11 protein-coding genes and 3 pseudogenes are annotated in these 16327 nt (G+C 58.2%); 4 read left to right on the plus strand and 10 right to left on the minus strand.

The features are described 5' to 3' along the window. Positions 1–326: 326 nt before the first annotated feature. The gene (locus AO068_RS03405) at positions 327–1610 is read left to right on the plus strand and encodes a hypothetical protein (RefSeq protein ID WP_058407651.1); all 1284 of its coding nucleotides are present in this window, start codon (positions 327–329) and stop codon (positions 1608–1610) included. Positions 1611–1691: 81 nt separating this feature from the next. Next, complete coding sequence (locus AO068_RS03410) at positions 1692–3605, plus strand: acyltransferase family protein (protein WP_058407652.1); 1914 nt, start codon at positions 1692–1694, stop codon at positions 3603–3605. A gap of 69 nt (positions 3606–3674) precedes the next feature. Here AO068_RS03410 and AO068_RS03415 read toward each other — a convergent pair whose 3' ends face one another. The 9 genes and pseudogenes from AO068_RS03415 to AO068_RS03445 all read right to left on the minus strand — a co-directional run bounded on the left by AO068_RS03415 (position 3675) and on the right by AO068_RS03445 (position 13926). Continuing rightward, positions 3675–4313: a response regulator transcription factor gene (locus AO068_RS03415; RefSeq protein WP_005744911.1), complete on the minus strand. Its 639-nt coding sequence runs from the start codon at positions 4311–4313 to the stop codon at positions 3675–3677. Beyond that, a complete protein-coding gene (locus AO068_RS03420) occupies positions 4313–5380 on the minus strand; it encodes a sensor histidine kinase (protein WP_058407697.1) in 1068 nt (355 codons plus the stop codon). Before AO068_RS03420 ends, AO068_RS03415 begins: the two co-directional genes overlap by 1 nt. Before the next feature lie 49 nt (positions 5381–5429). Beyond that, positions 5430–6734, minus strand: coding sequence for an ABC transporter ATP-binding protein (locus AO068_RS03425; protein ID WP_029241027.1), 1305 nt, complete (start codon positions 6732–6734; stop codon positions 5430–5432). 20 nt (positions 6735–6754) lie between these two features. Further along, positions 6755–8582: pseudogene (locus AO068_RS03430) on the minus strand (ABC transporter permease). 553 nt (positions 8583–9135) lie between these two features. Further along, positions 9136–9999: a methyl-accepting chemotaxis protein gene (locus tag AO068_RS29600; RefSeq protein ID WP_369812074.1), complete on the minus strand. Its 864-nt coding sequence runs from the start codon at positions 9997–9999 to the stop codon at positions 9136–9138. 39 nt (positions 10000–10038) lie between these two features. Beyond that, positions 10039–11058, minus strand: a pseudogene (locus tag AO068_RS29605) (methyl-accepting chemotaxis protein); the annotation flags it as partial. A gap of 181 nt (positions 11059–11239) precedes the next feature. Continuing rightward, complete coding sequence (locus tag AO068_RS29610; protein ID WP_404944502.1) at positions 11240–12109, minus strand: methyl-accepting chemotaxis protein; 870 nt, start codon at positions 12107–12109, stop codon at positions 11240–11242. Further along, a pseudogene (locus AO068_RS29615) lies at positions 12110–13381 on the minus strand (HAMP domain-containing protein); the annotation flags it as partial. Positions 13382–13701: 320 nt separating this feature from the next. Continuing rightward, complete coding sequence (locus AO068_RS03445) at positions 13702–13926, minus strand: DUF6555 family protein (RefSeq protein WP_002555969.1); 225 nt, start codon at positions 13924–13926, stop codon at positions 13702–13704. 425 nt (positions 13927–14351) lie between these two features. On the opposite strand from AO068_RS03445, the gene AO068_RS03450 reads away from it, so the two are divergent. Then, complete coding sequence (locus AO068_RS03450; RefSeq protein WP_058407656.1) at positions 14352–15233, plus strand: manganese catalase family protein; 882 nt, start codon at positions 14352–14354, stop codon at positions 15231–15233. Positions 15234–15271: 38 nt separating this feature from the next. Beyond that, positions 15272–15469, plus strand: coding sequence for a hypothetical protein (locus AO068_RS03455; protein ID WP_058407657.1), 198 nt, complete (start codon positions 15272–15274; stop codon positions 15467–15469). Positions 15470–15731: 262 nt separating this feature from the next. Here AO068_RS03455 and AO068_RS03460 read toward each other — a convergent pair whose 3' ends face one another. Continuing rightward, positions 15732–16250 (minus strand): DUF4142 domain-containing protein, encoded by a 519-nt coding sequence (locus AO068_RS03460; RefSeq protein ID WP_058407658.1) that lies wholly within the window; start codon positions 16248–16250, stop codon positions 15732–15734. Positions 16251–16327: the final 77 nt, after the last annotated feature.

Genomic DNA, 16327 nt, shown 5'->3' on the forward strand with positions numbered 1-16327 from the left:
GCGGCGCAGAATTGTGACGCGGAGCGTCACGCACTGCTTTCCCACGCTGGAGCGTGAGGAACGATGAGCTCAACTATCGTGCGACGCTCCGCGTCCGGTCTTGAGCGGGCGGGCCGCGCAGATTCTGCTGGGTTAACCCTTAATCCTGACTAATTAATTGACAGTTGCCCGAACTGCGACTGATATACGTGTTGTCACGCCGTTGCGAGCGTTCGCTCCAGACCTTTCATCTCCCAGAGCCTTCCTGTGTCGACACATGCCCGTGATCGTCGGGCGGTAGCTTTGTCCGCGCAATTCCCCTGACGCATATCCAGAAGGCAGCCAGCATGGCGTTGACTACTGCGAACAGCGCCGACGCCAGGTCGTCGGTGATGTCCTTTGATAAATCCACGGTGGTAGTGTGGGTCGCCATCAGCCTGATTCTGGTCGAGACCTTCTCTGGAGCCTTGCGCTTCTACTTCGATCAGGCAGGCATCAGCCCGCTGCTCTATCTGCCCAAAGCTGCCTGCATCCTGTTGTTTGTGCTTGAGCTGTGCACCTTCAAGGCGGGACGGTTGTTCTGGGCATTCATGATGGTGTGGCTGATTTCAGGGCTGCTGGCCATGCTGCATCGCGCCAGCGTCCACAACCTGGCGTTCAGTCTGTTCGCCCTGAGCCCGCTGGCGTTCGGCCTGGTGTGCAGCAAGCACCTGCTCTACCGCCGCACGCTGTTGTACCGCGCCATCGGCTTTTGCCTGCTGGCCTCACTGCTGGGTATTGCTCTGGACAAGTACACCTCGGTGCCCTGGAAGGGCTACAGCTACAGCGTCGGTGAAACCGAACTGAGCGCCAACACCACATGGAGCGCGGACGAGGTAGACCGCATTGCCGGTTTCGCCAGAGTGTCCAACGTGCTGTCGATCATGATCGCCTTCTACACGCTGTACCTGATCATTTTCGTGCGCTCACGCCTGATGATGATCCTGCTCAGTGCCGTGGCGCTTTACGCCATCGTGCTGACCACCAGTAAAGCGCCAGCCGCGGCATTTGCCCTGACCCTTATTCTGCTGTTGCTGCGGCGAATGAGCTGGACCTGCCGGACGCTTTGCAGCGTGGTGGTAGGCATCGGCCTGCTGCTACCGACTCTGGGGCTGATTGTGAGCCCTGATGCCTATGCGGTGAGTAGCGGCGGCTCTCTGGCCTCGCTGTATGACCGGATGATCAATACCTGGCCCAACCTGATAAATGCCATGAGCCGCGAAGGCTGGATGATCAGCGGCGCGGGCTTCGGCATGGTCGGCAGCACAATGGGGCTGTTTCCGGTCGAAGGTGCCGGCGTATTTCTCGGTATGGACAGCTCGGCGCTGTATCTGTGGGCGATGCTGGGCGTGCTGGGGCTGTTGCTGTACGCGCTACAGATTCCGCTGTTGTTCCGACTGATCGATGATCAGACCCGCATCGGCCACATGCTGCTGGCGATCAGTTTCTGCTGGTGCCTGATCAGCTGGACCACCGACATGTTCGAGGTCGCCGTCGCCAATCTGTTTATAGGCGTGGCCATTGGTCATGTGATTGCCAGCAGACAATCCGCTGCAAGCCATGCGCTCAGGCTGCCCTCCACTGCCCACTGACGGGCCGCCAGATAACTTCCCGGCCGCTGCGCTGCACAGCGCCACTCTCCCTCACGATCATCCACCGGATGGCTTTCTCAAATGGACTTCAGAAAAGACATCAATGGGCTGCGCGCCATCGCGGTGGCTGCGGTGCTGCTCTTTCACTTTCAACCCGCCTGGCTGCCTGGCGGTTTCGCAGGGGTGGACGTGTTTTTCGTGATCTCGGGGTATCTGATTACCGGGATCATCCTGCGCGGCTTGAGGAGCGGCAAATTCAGGCTGGCAACGTTCTACACGTCACGGGCCAGACGCATCGTCCCGGCCCTCGCGGTGCTGTGTCTTGCCTTGCTGCTGCTGGGCTGGTTCTCGTTGCTGCCGCTGGACTACAGCGCGTTGGGCACTCATGTGGCCAGCAGCCTGGGATTCGTTTCCAACGTTGTCTACTGGCGCGAGGCCGGTTATTTCACCGCCAGTGCTCATGAGAAATGGCTGCTGCACACCTGGTCGCTGTCGGTGGAGTGGCAGTTTTACCTGCTGTACCCGATTGCACTGTTGCTCCTCAGTCGCTTTGTCGCGCTGCACAATCTGCGCTGGTGGGTGCTGGGCGCAAGTCTGGCGGGCTTTGTGGTGTGTGTGTTTGCCTCGTCCCGATGGCCAGAAGCCGCGTTTTACCTGCTGCCGACCCGTGCCTGGGAGTTGCTCGCGGGTGGCGTGGCCTGCCTGTTCCCGCTGCAACTCAGGCCCCTGCAGCAGCGAGTTCTGGAACAGGTCGGACTGGCGCTGATCGTTGCCGGTTTCTGTCTGCTGTCCGTGCAGGATATGTGGCCAGGGTATCTGGTGCTGATGCCAGTGCTGGGGACTTTCGCGGTGATCGCGGCGGCCCGCAATGATTCGCTGCTGACCTGCAACCCGCTGTTTCAATGGGCAGGCAAACTGTCGTACTCGTTGTACCTATGGCACTGGCCGGTGGTGGTGTGGATGAACTACACCGGTTTGCTGGGCGACACCCGCACGGTGCTATTGGGCATCGGCGTGGCCCTGGCACTCGGGCTGATCTCATGGCGGTTGATCGAGCGGCCCGCCAGCCCACATCAACCTGACCAGCGCCGGAAATTTGCCATGCCCGCCGCACTGGTCGTTCTGGTGTTCGCGGCCGGGGCGCTGGTGGGTGCGACGCGGGGCGTGGTATCGCCACTTCGCCCGATCAGTGTTTCGGACAAGGCGCATTTCATCCAGGAATACGTCGATCGACAGCACAACCTGTACGAGCCCTACTGGCTGAAATGTGACGCCTTTTCCGCCCTGACCCAGCGTGGCCAGTCGGGCATCGACGAGGCCTGCACGCGCAAACAGGGGCCGGGCGGAGTGTTCTTGTGGGGCGATTCTCACGCCCAGGCGTTGTCACTCGGGCTGCGTACCTTGCTGACACGCACGACCCCCTTCTATCAGGTGGCCTCGGCCAGTTGCGTTCCCGACCTGAATGACCACGAGGGACGCACGTCAGCGACCAGCAAGGCCTGCGACTACTCCAACAGGACTGCCCTGCAGAGCATCGAGAGGCTGCGTCCGGACATCGTGGTCATCGCGCAGAAGGATGGCCACGACAAGACCGACTGGAAGCGGATTGCGACCCGCCTCAAGGGCTTTGGCGTGAAACATATAGTGCTGATCGGTCCGATGCCGTCGTGGAGCCCATCGCTGCCCAGTGTCATCGTCAACCGTCATTGGGGGCTGAGCGAGTCGTATATCCGCGATCCGGCGCTGGATCAAAGCGTCATGCGGGTGGATCAGGCAACCCGCGCGCTGGCTGTATCGGCAGGCATCCAGTTTGTGTCGCTGATCGACAAGCTGTGCATCGCCGATGCCTGTCGGGTACGCCTGGAAAACAGCCGCTCATTGCTGCAGATCGACTCGGGACACTTGAGCGCAGAGGGTTCGTTGTACGTGGTGCGCAACTACGTATTGCCACAACTGGTGAATGAGTCGAGCACGCAGCGCGGCGCAGAGTTGTGACGCGGAGCCTCACGCAAGGCGGTCACACGTTGGAGCGCAAGGAACGATAAGTGTGCGGGCGTGGGTTAATCAACGGAGCTCTTTGAGCCGCTCGGCAAACTTGACCAGGTCAGCCAGCGAGTCGGCTTCCATCTTGCGCATGACCGAGCCACGCCGGACCTTGACGGTGATTTCACTCACGTTCAGGCGGGCTGCAATCTGTTTGTTGAGCAAGCCACTGACGACCAGTTCCATCACCTGCTGTTCGCCATGATTCAGGCTGGCGTGACGGCGCTGCAACTCGGCTTCCACGGCTGAGTTGCGGCGACGGCTGCGGTCTCGCTCAAGCCCTTGCTGGAGCGCATCCAGCAAGTCCTGGTCACGGAAGGGTTTGGTCAGAAACTCCACCGCACCGGCCTTCATCGCCCGCACGGACATGGGAATATCGCCATGCCCGGTGATGAAAATGACCGGCAGAAAAATCCCCGACCTGGCCATGTGCTCCTGAAAATCCAGGCCACTCATGCCGGGCATGCGAATGTCCAGAATCAGGCAGCCCGGCGCATCAGGACGAGGGGTGTCCAGAAACTCGCGGGTCGAGCCGAACAACATGCTGCGCAAGCCAACTGAAGCCAGCAGGTCTTCCAGCGAAGAACGCACCGAGAGGTCGTCATCGATGACAAAGATGACCGGCTCTTCGGCCTGCGGTGCAGTAGCGGCTGTGTTCATCAGGTTTCCATTTTTCCAGTGGGCAGAGTGAAATGAAACGTGGCCCCAATTGACGGGTTGGGCGTCACCCAGATTCGTCCGCCATGCGCTTCGATGATAGACCGACTGATCGCCAGCCCAATTCCCATGCCTTCCTCTTTGGTGGTGTAGAAAGCGTCGAAAAGCCGATCGGCTGCTTCCGGCTGAATCCCTACACCGCTGTCGCTGACAGTGAACTCGATTTCCCCGCCTCCGCGCCACTCGGCCCGCACGTCCAGTTGCGCCTGCTCCGGTTCGACTTTCCTCATCGCGTCCATGCCGTTGAGCATCAGGTTCAGCAGCACTTGCTGGATCTGCACACGGTCAGCCAGCAGCGGTGGCATTCCCTCCGGCACGTCAACCGACAGTGTGACGCCCTGCCCGTCTATCTCGCTGTGCGCCAGCGCAACGATCTCGGCCACCGTGTCCGCCACACTTATCCACTCTTTGTGCGTCGACGAGCGCTTCGCCAGGGCCCGCACTCGCACGATGATATCTCCGGCGCGATTGGCATCACCGATCATGCGCTCGACTGCCTGACGGGCCTTTTCCAGATTGACCGGCTCGGTGGCCAGCCAGCGCTGACAGGCGTTACCGCTGATGACAATCGCCGACAGCGGCTGATTCACCTCATGGGCAATGGACGCAGCAAGCTCACCCAACTGATTGACCCGTGCGATGTGCGCCAGCTGCGAGCGCGCTTCATGAACCGTGCGGATGGCCCGCGCCATACGCAGCGCCAGCCAGGTGGTCATAGCGATGGCGGCCAGGCTGATGACGCAATTGATCAGCCCGGACGCCTCGCTGCCTCTGGAGGTGGTCATTTCGTAACTGACCACCGTCAGCAGCATGCACACCGCCGCCACGACGATCACGCCCCTGACCGGCAAAAGCCTGACCGCCAGCAGCACCACCGCGATCTGGAACACCCCCACGGCGATCTCCAGATCGGTCAGGGTATCGGCAATCGCGATGACCAGCGCCAGCGCCAGCAAGGCGACCCACCTGACGGCCATCGCGGTCGTGCTACAGGATTCTGGCTCGTGCATCTGCACCATCTCGCTCTTCAAAAGGCCTGCCGAGTATGTCGTACAAACCTCAGGACGGGTTATCCAGACTGAACTGATCGGCCAGCTCATCATAAGCGAACAGTTCGGCGTAGCGCCCCCATTGCGTAACGACATTCAGGGTCTGCATGGCATCGCTTTCCGACATGAAGTCTTCCAGTTGATCGCGAAAACGCCGCGCCGGTGCCGTGTGCGTGGGGCGATCATCCAGCACCCGCCGAATGTGCGCGACCAGCGGCACGAAGCTCAGCAGGTGCTGGGCAAACAGTTGCTTGCGCTCGTCGACATCCGCCAGCGCATAGCGATTTGCGGCAGGCAGCAAGCGAATATCACCGCCCTTGAGTTCTGCAAAACGCAGCAGTTGCAGGACCTCGGCAATCGGGAACAGCTCGTCGGCGTTGTAGTGCAGCGCGCTGGCCAGTTCCGGCAGGTCCGCTTTGAGGCTGTAGGGCGGCGCATGAATGGCTTCGATCAGCCCTGCCAGCGCATTGGTGGACACCTGCGGCAAAACCATGCCCAGCCCGGTGCCCGGAAACACGCCCTGACGTATTTCGCCTGCATCGTTGTCCTGGGTCATCAGCACGTAGATTTCTTCCACCAGTGCCCGGAAGATCGGGTCCTGGCGATTGCGCGGCTGAGGCAGATCGACCTTGATCTCGCTGATCACCCGACCCGGATTGGAGGAGAACAGCAGAATGCGATCGCACATCAGCACGGCTTCGGCAATGTTGTGCGTCACCATCAGGATCGACTTGATGGGCATGCGCCCTTCGCTCCACATATCCAGCAAGTCGGTGCGCAGGGTTTCGGCCGTCAGCACATCGAGCGCGGAAAACGGCTCGTCCATCAGCAGTACATCAGGGTCGATGACCAGCGCACGTGCCATGCCCACGCGCTGGCGCATGCCGCCGGAAAGCTCTTTGGGATAAGCGCTTTCAAAGCCGTCCAGACCGATCAGGTCGATGGCTGCCAACGCGCGCTTGCGACGCACGGCGGGTGGCACACGTTGCGCTTCAAGCCCGACTTCGACATTTTCCAGCACGGTCAGCCACGGGAACAGGGCAAAGCTCTGAAAAACCATGCCTACCGACATCGCCCGCCCCTGCACGCGACGAGGAAAATTCACTTCGCCTTCGGTGGGCACCACCAACCCTGCGATGGAGCGCAACAGGGTGGACTTGCCCGAGCCGGAGCGGCCCAGCAGGCCCACAATTTCGTTCTCATTGAGCGTCAGTGTCACGTCATCCAGCACCAGGCGCTCTTTGCTGCCTTTGCCGTACACATGTCGGACTTTCTGAACATCTACCAGGCAGCGCGTTTCGACAGCCATCATGATGGCGCCCTCCTCAATCAAGATCACACAAGACTCAGACGTCGCTCGGCAAACCCGTACAGCGGACGCCACAGCAACCGGTTGANGTGAACGCGATCACGAAGACCGACAGGACAACAATGCCCAACGCAACGCGTGGAAAGTCTCCCGCCTNTTGAACGCGATCACGAAGACCGACATGACAACAATGCCCAACGCAACGCGTGGAAAGTCTCCCGCCTGGGTCGCGTTGGCGATGTAAGAACCCAGCCCTGCAGCCTCCAGATGCTGATCACCCCAGGACACCGCCTCAGCGACGATGCTGGCGTTCCACGACCCACCCGATGCGGTCAGCGCCCCGGTGACGTAGTAGGGGAACACCCCCGGCAAGGCCACACGCCGCCACCACTGCCAGCCGCGCATGTTGAATATCGTGGCCGCTTCGCGCAGGTCGGTCGGCAAGGCGCTGGCCCCCGCGATCACGTTGAACAGGATGTACCACTGGGTGCCGAGCACCATCAGCGGCGAAAGCCAGATGTCCGGGTTCAGGTGCAGACCGACAATCGCAATCACTGCAAAAGGGAACAGTACGTTGGCTGGAAAAGCCGCCATGAACTGCGCTATCGGCTGCAAGCGTTCAGCCCAGACCGGACGCAAGCCGATCCATACACCAACAGGCACCCAGATCAGGCTGGCGATGACGATCAGGACGATCACCCGCACCATTGTTGCCAGCCCCAGTCCAAACGCGGTGACCAGGTCGCTCATGCCCAGCGACGTCTCGATGAACCTGAACAGGTAAACACTGCCGGTCAGGCAAGCGGCCATCACCAGGGCCAGCCACAGATAGTCGAGCAACCGGACAACGCCAGGCGTGAGCTTTACGCTCCACAGCCGGGATACCACACGCCAGTCGATCAGCATCAGGCATTTGCACGGCGCAGCGAGGATCGAGCCCAGCATCGGTGCCACCCGCGAGCGGCCCAGCAGGCTGTACATCCAGGAACGCGGACGCTTTGACGACGCGGTTTGTTCGAAGCGAAACTTGTCCGCCCATGCCACGATCGGCCTGAACAACAATTGGTCATAGGCCAGGATCACCAGCGCCATTGCGCCCACCGCCCAGGCAATCGCAGCGAGGTTTTTCTGCTCGATGGCCAGCGCCAGCCACGAACCGATGCCGGGCAGATTGACCGTGGTGTCACCAACCGAAATGGCCTCGCAGGCGACCACAAAAAACCAGCCACCGGACATCGACATCATCATGTTCCACACCAGCCCCGGTACGGCGAACGGCAGCTCCAGGCGGGTGAAACGCAGCAGTGGAGACAGTCCGAACTGCCGGGTGACTTCATTCAGGTCGCTCGGCACGGTACGCAGTGACTGATAGAAACTGAATGCGAGATTCCATGCCTGGCTGGTGAAGATGGCAAAAATCGCTGCGCATTCGACCCCCATTTGCCGACCGGGGAACAGGCCCATAAAGAAGGTCACTGTGAACGTCAGAAACCCCAGTACCGGAACCGACTGAAGAATATCCAGCGCCGGGATAATCACTTGCTCGGCCTTACGGCTTTTGGCCGCCAGCGTGGCCACGACAAACGTGAAGACCAGCGAAGCCGCCAGCGCAATGAACATGCGCAGCGTGGTACGCAATGCATATTCGGGCAGGCGCGCAGGGTCGAGGCTCATCGGGCTTGAGTTCAGCGCGGCAAGTGGCTGCATCATCTGGCCCACGCCATACAGCACCAGCGCAATAAACACGGCAATGATGACCAGGCAAATACCATCGGCCCAATAAGGAGTGCGCGCACCGGGTTTTACAAAACGGGGCGTGCGCAGGCTTTTACCGAATTCAAATATTGAATGCATTGTTCACCTCGAATCGGCTGTGCAGGCGCGTACCCGCCAGCGTTATAAGCAAACAGGCGGTCGGCGATAACAGAGAAAGGCCGTGAATTAATAGTTGCCGGACAGTGAGTAAAGCTTATCGAGTTTTGAACAACTGTTAAAACCTGCAAAAGTAGGTCATGTTTATCTGTGAGTATGAGCGATATATACCATCGTATATTTACAGGACTAACAGGTAGGCAGTTCTGAATGTTCTGCGCCCGATCTTGAACAATCGGCGCAGCGTAGATTTGTGACGCAGAGCGTCACCCACGGCATTCCCACGCTGGAGCGTGAGGAACGATAAGCTCAACTATCGTGCGACGCTCTGCGTCCGATCTCGATTCAGCGGCGCAGCGCAGATCTGTGACGCGGAGCGTCACCCACGGCATTCCTACGCTGGAGCGTGAGGAACGATAATCTAAGCTATCGTGCGACGCTCTGCNTCACTTCTGCGCTGGAGCGCAGGAAACGACAGGTGTCCGAAAGAACACCTCCCGCGCCCCGCACCGCAAGGGCATAAAAGTCCGCTGGCTCAGACGCGGAAGTGGCTGACCATCGTTTGCAACTGGCCTCCCAGACGCGCCAGCTCGACGCTGGAGGCTGCGGTTTCTTCGCTGGCTTCAGCGGTCTGCTCGGACACGTCGCGAACGTTGACGATGCTGCGGCTGATCTCGTCGGCCACCGAGCTTTGTTGCTCGGCGGCGGCTGCGATCTGCTGGTTCATCGCCTGGATGTTCGACACGGTCCGGGTGATGCTTTCCAGTGACGTACCGGCCCTGCGCGTCAACTCGACACTGCTGTCTGTCAGCGTGCGGCTGCCGAGCATGATGCCCGACACCTGACGCGTGCCATTCTGCAACGCCGCCACCAACCCTTCGATCTCCTCGGTGGACTGCTGGGTCCGTTGCGCCAGGCCGCGAACTTCGTCGGCCACAACGGCAAAACCGCGACCGGCTTCCCCGGCACGCGCGGCCTCGATAGCTGCGTTGAGTGCCAGCAGGTTGGTCTGCTCGGCAACCGCCTTGATTACGTCCATAACCTTGCCGATCTTGTCGCTTTCCTGCTCCAGCACATTCATTGCATCGGATGAGCGAACCACCTCGGCGGCCAGTCGCTCGATCTGCTGGATGGCTTCGCCGACGACCTTGTCACCCTCACGGGCCTGCTTGTCGGCATCGGAGGCAGCAACGGACGCCTGCTCGGCATTGCGTGCCACTTCGTGCACGGTGGCCGACATTTCATGCATGGCTGTCGCCACCTGATCGGTCTCGACCTTCTGGCTGTTGACCCCGGCGCTGGTCTGCTCGGTAACCGCCGACAGCTCTTCGGCAGCGCTGGCAATCTGCGTGACGCCGTCACGAATACCGGAAATCAGCTCGCGCAGGGTGGTGCCCATGCGCTGGATGCCCTGCTGCAACACGCCCAGTTCGTCACGTCGGGTGACGGCTTCGGTATGAGTCAGGTCGCCAGCAGCGATGCGCTCGACAATCGCCAGCGTGTCGCGCAGCGGCCGGGTGATCTGCCGGGTAATGACGATGGCCGCAAGAATGCCCAGCAACATGACCAACAGCACGCAACCGATCTGCAGATTACGCGCCTGAGCAGTGTCATCCTTGCCCATCTGCATCTGAATGCCATACAGCTCTTCGCCCAGTTTGACGATGGCAGCCCCTTGGGATGTCAGGTCCTTGCGCACGCTCGCAGCAGTCTGAGTAGTGGCCTTGAAAGCGTCGACCGAGCTGCGGTAGCTGCGAAGAGCGCTTTCAAACTGAGCAATCTGTTCGCGGTTGGCAGCGCCAAAAGCGGTTTTGAGCCTGTCCAGATGACTGATCGCCGTATCCAGTTGCTGAAAAGCTGCTTTCTCGGTCTTGTCATTGGGGTTGCCGGTATAACCACGTACTTCATAGCGAACCAGAATCAGGTCTTGCCTGGCGGTAGTCGCCAGTTGGACCTGATCGAAACGCGCCGGGTCCGCAGGATCGATCTGCATGACGGCATCGTTCAACGAGTCGACAGCGCGCATGGCAACCATGGCGTTGGCGGTCATGTCATTACGCACTTTGGCGCCGGCCTGAAACGCAGCGCGCATGCTGTTCAACGATGCCTCGTAGTCGCGAGTGACGTCGGCCAGTTCACGTAGAGGCTTGAGGTTGAGCGGGTTGTTGAAGCTGATGAGCAGTGATTGCTGCTGCGCCTTGAAGACATCCAGCTTGCTCTGCATGTTTTGTGCGGCGGTTTCATCGCCGTCAGTCAGCATATATTGCAGGCGCGCGACGCGCAGATTGGTCAGGTTGTCACTCAACTCAGTGATATCGCCGATTCTGTCGGTGCGATTGATGAGTTTATCGAGGCTGGTCCAGCCGACCAAGGCGAGAATGGCAGTGAAAAAAAGAACCGTCCCAAAGCCCAATGCCAACTTCATGTTGACGCTGATATTCGCAAAGCTGCTGTTCATAAAATCTCCTGAAAATGCTTTTTGTGCGCGACGAAAGAGCTGAAGATTTGTTTTTATGGACAGCAAACCCGCGCGCCAGAGCTATCGGCCGCAGAAGAGCAAAACTTGATCGAAAAAAGGCAATCAGCGTTAGAACGCCGATTCGAGAGGAGAATCGGGGGGCTGAAAGCCCCCGATCCGGTCAGGCAACCAGCTTGAAACGCGCCACGACATTGCGCATGTCGCTAGCAACTCGCGCCAGTTCTTCGGCAGTGACTGCATTGTTGTCGATACCCAGCATCAAGGTGCCGGAGCTGTTGCGAATCTCCATGACATTACGGTTGATGTCTTCGGAAACCGCATGCTGCTGCACCGCCGCGCTGGCGATCTGAGTGTTCATCTCGACGATACGCTCGACACCCTGGCTAATGCTCGACAGGCTGCCAGAGGCATCGCTGGCGGCACTGATGCACGCTTGAGCCTTTTGCTGGCCGGCCTGCATCTGCTGCACGGCAGCATCGGTGGCACTTTGCAGTTGCTGGATGATGTTGCGGATTTCCTCGGTCGACGCCTGAGTTCGCGAAGCCAGCGTGCGGACTTCATCAGCCACCACAGCAAACCCGCGACCCTGCTCGCCAGCCCGAGCCGCTTCGATGGCAGCATTCAGGGCCAGCAAGTTGGTCTGATCGGCAATCGTACTGATGACCTGAATAACCCCACCAATCGACTGACTGTGCAGGGCCAGCGCCTGGACTTTCTGGGCGCTGACTTCCACTTCTTCAGCCAGAGCCTGAATGGTCGAGTGGGCCTGATGCATGATGCGCAGCCCGTTACGCGAGGCAGTGTTGGCTTCATCAGCAGCCAGCGCAGCACCTTCGGTGTTCTGCGCTACATCGGCCACGCTTGTGGTCATCTCGTTGATGGCCGTCGCCACTTGCTCGGTTTCAGCCTGTTGCGCGTTCATCGACTGCTTGGCCAGACCGATGGAGGTGCCCAGTCGGGCAGCTACGTCAGACAGTTCGTATGACGTGCGGTCCATGTGCGAAATGGAATTGGCGAATGCTTCGGCCATCAGGTTCAGACCGTTGGCGATGTCAGCCACTTCGTCCTTGCTGCTCACCTGTACACGGGCGCTCAGATCACCGTCGGCCAGGCGACGGGTGACGCCCAGCAGACCATCAATGGTCAGGCGCAGGGCACGGTAGATGCTGAAGAACGCATAGAGCAACAGCAAGCCCATGATTACGCACATGGCAATCACGACTTCGCGTTGCAGCAAGAGCGCGTCGTAACGCGTATCCAGTTCACCTTGAAGCGCACTCTGGATTTCGTCCTGGGCCTTATAAAGCCCGGCTACCACGGCGTTACCGCGCGCGCTCAGCGCCTGCCCCTGCTGCACCGAGAACTCTGTACCTTTAACGTAGGCGTGCAGGTCGTTGCGAAAGCTGTCCATCGTCGAGGTGGCCGAAGCGATAGGGTCGCCAATGCGGGCAGCAAGCTCTGGAGCACGACGCTTGAGCAGTCGAATGCTTTGCTCCAGCTCCGCGCGAAATTGCAGTTCGATCTTCAACAGGCTTTCAAGCGAGCCGCGCATCGGTACGCTTAGCCCCTGACCGGTACTCAAACCGGCTGTGATACCCCGGATCTGACCAGCCACGTTGATTTCTCTGGGCATACGAATGGTGCTCAGGTCGATCAGAAACAGCGACGCATAATCTTCGTCGAGCACCATGCCCGAGGTAGCCGAGACGTAATAGATAAAGTTGAGTGTCTGGGCCAGTTGCTCATTCCACTGTGCAAACGCCTCGTCTTGCGAAAGACCAGGCTTGAGACTTTCCATCAGGGAGCGCGCACCTTCGCGAAGACGCTGCACGCGACTCTCGGTCTCCAGCAGACGTCCTTGACGGGCATCCATGTCGGCGAGGTTACCAAGCGCTGTTTCAAGCTGGTTGCGGTTGCTGGCCAGATCCTGGGCAGCGGAGGCATCACCGGCGAGCAAACGGTTGGTTGCTGCACGCTGCAGCATGGAGAGTCGCAGAACGGGTGTCATGACATGCAGGTATTCACGACCGATACGTTCCTGGGCAACGGTGTCTATGCTTGCATTCAGACTGTTGAAAACCCGAAGACCGAGAACGATCAGCGGGATGACGATAATGATGGCTAAAACGGCAAACTTGGCAGGGAACCGCAGGCGATTGGTAAGGTAAATACCAGGCGAAAGGATGTTCATAGTGGTCTCTATTTTAATTAGGGTGCCCGATCCGGCTGAAAAAGCTCCTTTATTTCTTTGCATCACGGCAGGTGCAAGGTCAGTGGTGCCGCTTTGAAGGGAATCATCCATTCAGATAGAGGCATAGTGACATCACCTCAGAGCTGTGCCCCATCTGGAAGTTCAATGAGGGCCATCATCTGATACCGGTCTATCGGCAGGGCTACGTAGAACCTGAGGTCGCGGGGGTTTACGGGAAGACGCGGGGGCGGAGCCTGGGGAGTGAAGCTTGCGGTGAACGCTGATCCAAATGAGGTGGATTCAGTTCAGTACGGAGGGAAATGGGTGTCCATCTGGCAGATCTGTCGACCACAGATCTTTCAGCGCGTACACCGTTGTGCGGCATCGTGACGCACAACGGTGAGCGTCATAGCGTTTTGAACGAGGGCCTTTCAAGCCCTCGTCCACTCCACGTTCGACAACCCGAGCTTTTCAGCTTGAGGCTTGCTCAGCTTTGGTACCGGGTCGGAACGGTACTTGGGGATCGCACCGAATCCTGCATCCACCGACGCCCAGTGCCAGGCTTCTTTATTGTCCATGACAACCGCTCTTATATAGAACGTCTTGTAACTGCCATGCAGCAGGTAATCGATACGGTAGTGTTTTTCATCAGCCATTGTGTTGCTCCTGCTTTGTCGACTCGCAAAACAGATCGCAGGGTTTTCGAAAAATTCAAAATATTAATGCCATCATGTAAGCGATATCATATAGCCATCCTCACTCATGCCGATAGGGATGGCCGCAAGGCTATGACAACTAATAGACTTTGTTTATAACCCGTCTTTTTTGAATTTTTCGCCAACACAGACGGCTTACGCTCTGAGCATTGCCTGCGGGGCCTCTGAACTAATAGTGTGTTGTTTTTCAAACATTCAGCGAATAAGAAAATTCTATTGAACCCGGATTTTCAGGCCGTTCATCCCGTTCGCTAAAGTTATACGCAACGTATACATGCCCGCCTTCTCATATCCAGTGACTGCGTTGAATCAAACCCATCCAGGTGGGTTGACGCTTCCCAAAGGATCACGCCTGAGGATACGACATGTTTATTCATAACAAGCGGCTTCAATATACCGTGCGGGTAGCTAGACCAAACCCTGGACTGGCCAATCTTCTGCTGGAACAGTTCGGCGGTGCCCAAGGCGAGCTGGCAGCAGCCGGACGTTATTTCACTCAAGGGTTGAGCGAGGAAGACCCAGGCCGTAAAGACCTGCTGATGGACATCGCCACCGAAGAGTTGAGCCACCTGGAAATAGTCGGCTCGATTATTGTCATGCTCAACAAAGGCGCCAAAGGTCAATTGGCTGAAGGCATCGAAGAAGAAGGCGAGCTTTACCGCTCCATCAACGGCAATGGCAACGACTCCCATATCACCAGCCTGCTGTACGGGGCCGGTGCGCCGTTGACCAACTCTGCCGGTGTGCCTTTTACGGCGGCTTACATCGATACCATTGGCGAGCCAACAGCTGACTTCCGCTCCAACATCGCTGCGGAATCCAGAGCGAAGATTGTTTACGAGCGTTTGATGAACGTGACAGATGACCCGGGGGTGAAAGAGGCGCTGGGCTTTCTGATGACACGTGAAATCGCGCATCAGTTGTCTTTCGAAAAAGCCCTGCACGCCATCCAGCCCAACTTTCCGCAGGGCAAACTGCCGGGCATGCCGGAATTTACCAACAAGTACTTCAACATGTCCGGTGAACCCAACGTACGCGGCCCGTGGAACCAGGGCGGTAACTGGGAGTATGTGGAATCGCCACAACCGGCTGTCGATGGCGGCGATGGCACGGCTTCCGTCAAGCTGGATGCCAAGGATGCAGACGTGCTGGAAATGATGAAGGAGCGGACCCAGTCCGATCCGACTGCCAACCCTATTACCGGTGCGGATCTGGGTTCTGGTTTTGTACAGGGCAAAAATGTTTGAAACGGGTTTAAGCCTGTCTTGTTCAGGAGAACGGAATCATGAAAAAACTTCGCTCCCGTAAACCTCTCCCGTCTCAGGGCGAGTTGGATACTGCGTTGACCGACGCGGTGTTTGTAAAAGGGCTTCGTGCTTTCGAGGCTCAGGCGCTGCTTGCACGTCGGGGTCTTCAGGTGGTGATGGCTATAAAGGTCTTCGGGGTTGGAACCTTGCTTGATAACAGCCTGCCAGAACGCTGATCACATCAATGGCACACCGTCTATAAGACGAGTCCCCGGGCAGGCTGGACACCAGCCTTGCCTGTGGATAAGTCACTCGGTTACTGAAAAGGGTATAACCATGACTCGTATGACTATAGAAGATCTATTCATTCACGAACGCTCAGATATTTACAGCGCCGAAAGTCATATCATTCAGTAACGTATCAATAGCCGCATGACGTTACCTCTCGCCAGGAAGATGTCATCATGCGCAATATCCCATCACGTTTTTACAGTTACATCACTTTTTGGCAGCGTCGTCGCCATGCGCAGCTGCAAGTTTTTTCGCCTGTTCAAGATGCTGCTCAAGTGTTGGCAACGTGGCTTTGGCAAACGCCTTGAGCTCGGGGTCATCACCGTTATCGGCCTCTTCCTTGTACAGCTTGGTCGCCTGCTCATGCGCAATGACCTGATTATTGGCATACGCTTGATCAAACGACGTCTTGTGCATTTCCAGAATGGCGGCCTCGGCTTTATCCCTGAGTATGGGGTCTTCGGACAGTTCAAGGTTCTTGCTTTTGGCAATCGTTGCCAGCTGATTGTTAGCAGCCGTGTGGTCTGTGACCATTTGCTGAGCAAACTTCTTCACGTCGGCAGACACACCCTGCTCATCCTGTACAAGCTTGCCGACCAGAACTTCTGCGATCCCTGCTGCAGAAGCATCTTTTACAAAGTCGTCAGCGTCCTGCGCAGCAGTAACCACTTGAGAGCCTAGCGAAAGCACGATGGCAATGGCGCTCATGCGAAAATAATTGTTCATTTTCGATCATCCTTGTGTGGGCTGAATACATCATCGTTATCGACGATATAAACGTTTTGACCCACGCCCAAAACCTG

It is taken from the genome of Pseudomonas sp. ICMP 3272, assembly GCF_001466905.1.
Lineage (GTDB): Bacteria > Pseudomonadota > Gammaproteobacteria > Pseudomonadales > Pseudomonadaceae > Aquipseudomonas > Aquipseudomonas amygdali.

Excerpts from the sequence above, each read along its gene's own strand:
- AO068_RS03460 (WP_058407658.1), bottom strand. The coding sequence starts at position 16,250 with ATGAACAATTATTTTCGCATGAGCGCCATTGCCATCGTGCTTTCGCTA.
- AO068_RS03455 (WP_058407657.1), top strand. The coding sequence starts at position 15,272 with ATGAAAAAACTTCGCTCCCGTAAACCTCTCCCGTCTCAGGGCGAGTTG.
- AO068_RS03405 (WP_058407651.1), top strand. The coding sequence starts at position 327 with ATGGCGTTGACTACTGCGAACAGCGCCGACGCCAGGTCGTCGGTGATG.
- AO068_RS03415 (WP_005744911.1), bottom strand. The coding sequence starts at position 4,313 with ATGAACACAGCCGCTACTGCACCGCAGGCCGAAGAGCCGGTCATCTTT.
- AO068_RS03420 (WP_058407697.1), bottom strand. The coding sequence starts at position 5,380 with ATGCACGAGCCAGAATCCTGTAGCACGACCGCGATGGCCGTCAGGTGG.
- AO068_RS03410 (WP_058407652.1), top strand. The coding sequence starts at position 1,692 with ATGGACTTCAGAAAAGACATCAATGGGCTGCGCGCCATCGCGGTGGCT.
- AO068_RS03445 (WP_002555969.1), bottom strand. The coding sequence starts at position 13,926 with ATGGCTGATGAAAAACACTACCGTATCGATTACCTGCTGCATGGCAGT.
- AO068_RS29600 (WP_369812074.1), bottom strand. The coding sequence starts at position 9,999 with ATGGGCACCACCCTGCGCGAGCTGATTTCCGGTATTCGTGACGGCGTC.
- AO068_RS29610 (WP_404944502.1), bottom strand. The coding sequence starts at position 12,109 with ATGGCCGAAGCATTCGCCAATTCCATTTCGCACATGGACCGCACGTCA.
- AO068_RS03450 (WP_058407656.1), top strand. The coding sequence starts at position 14,352 with ATGTTTATTCATAACAAGCGGCTTCAATATACCGTGCGGGTAGCTAGA.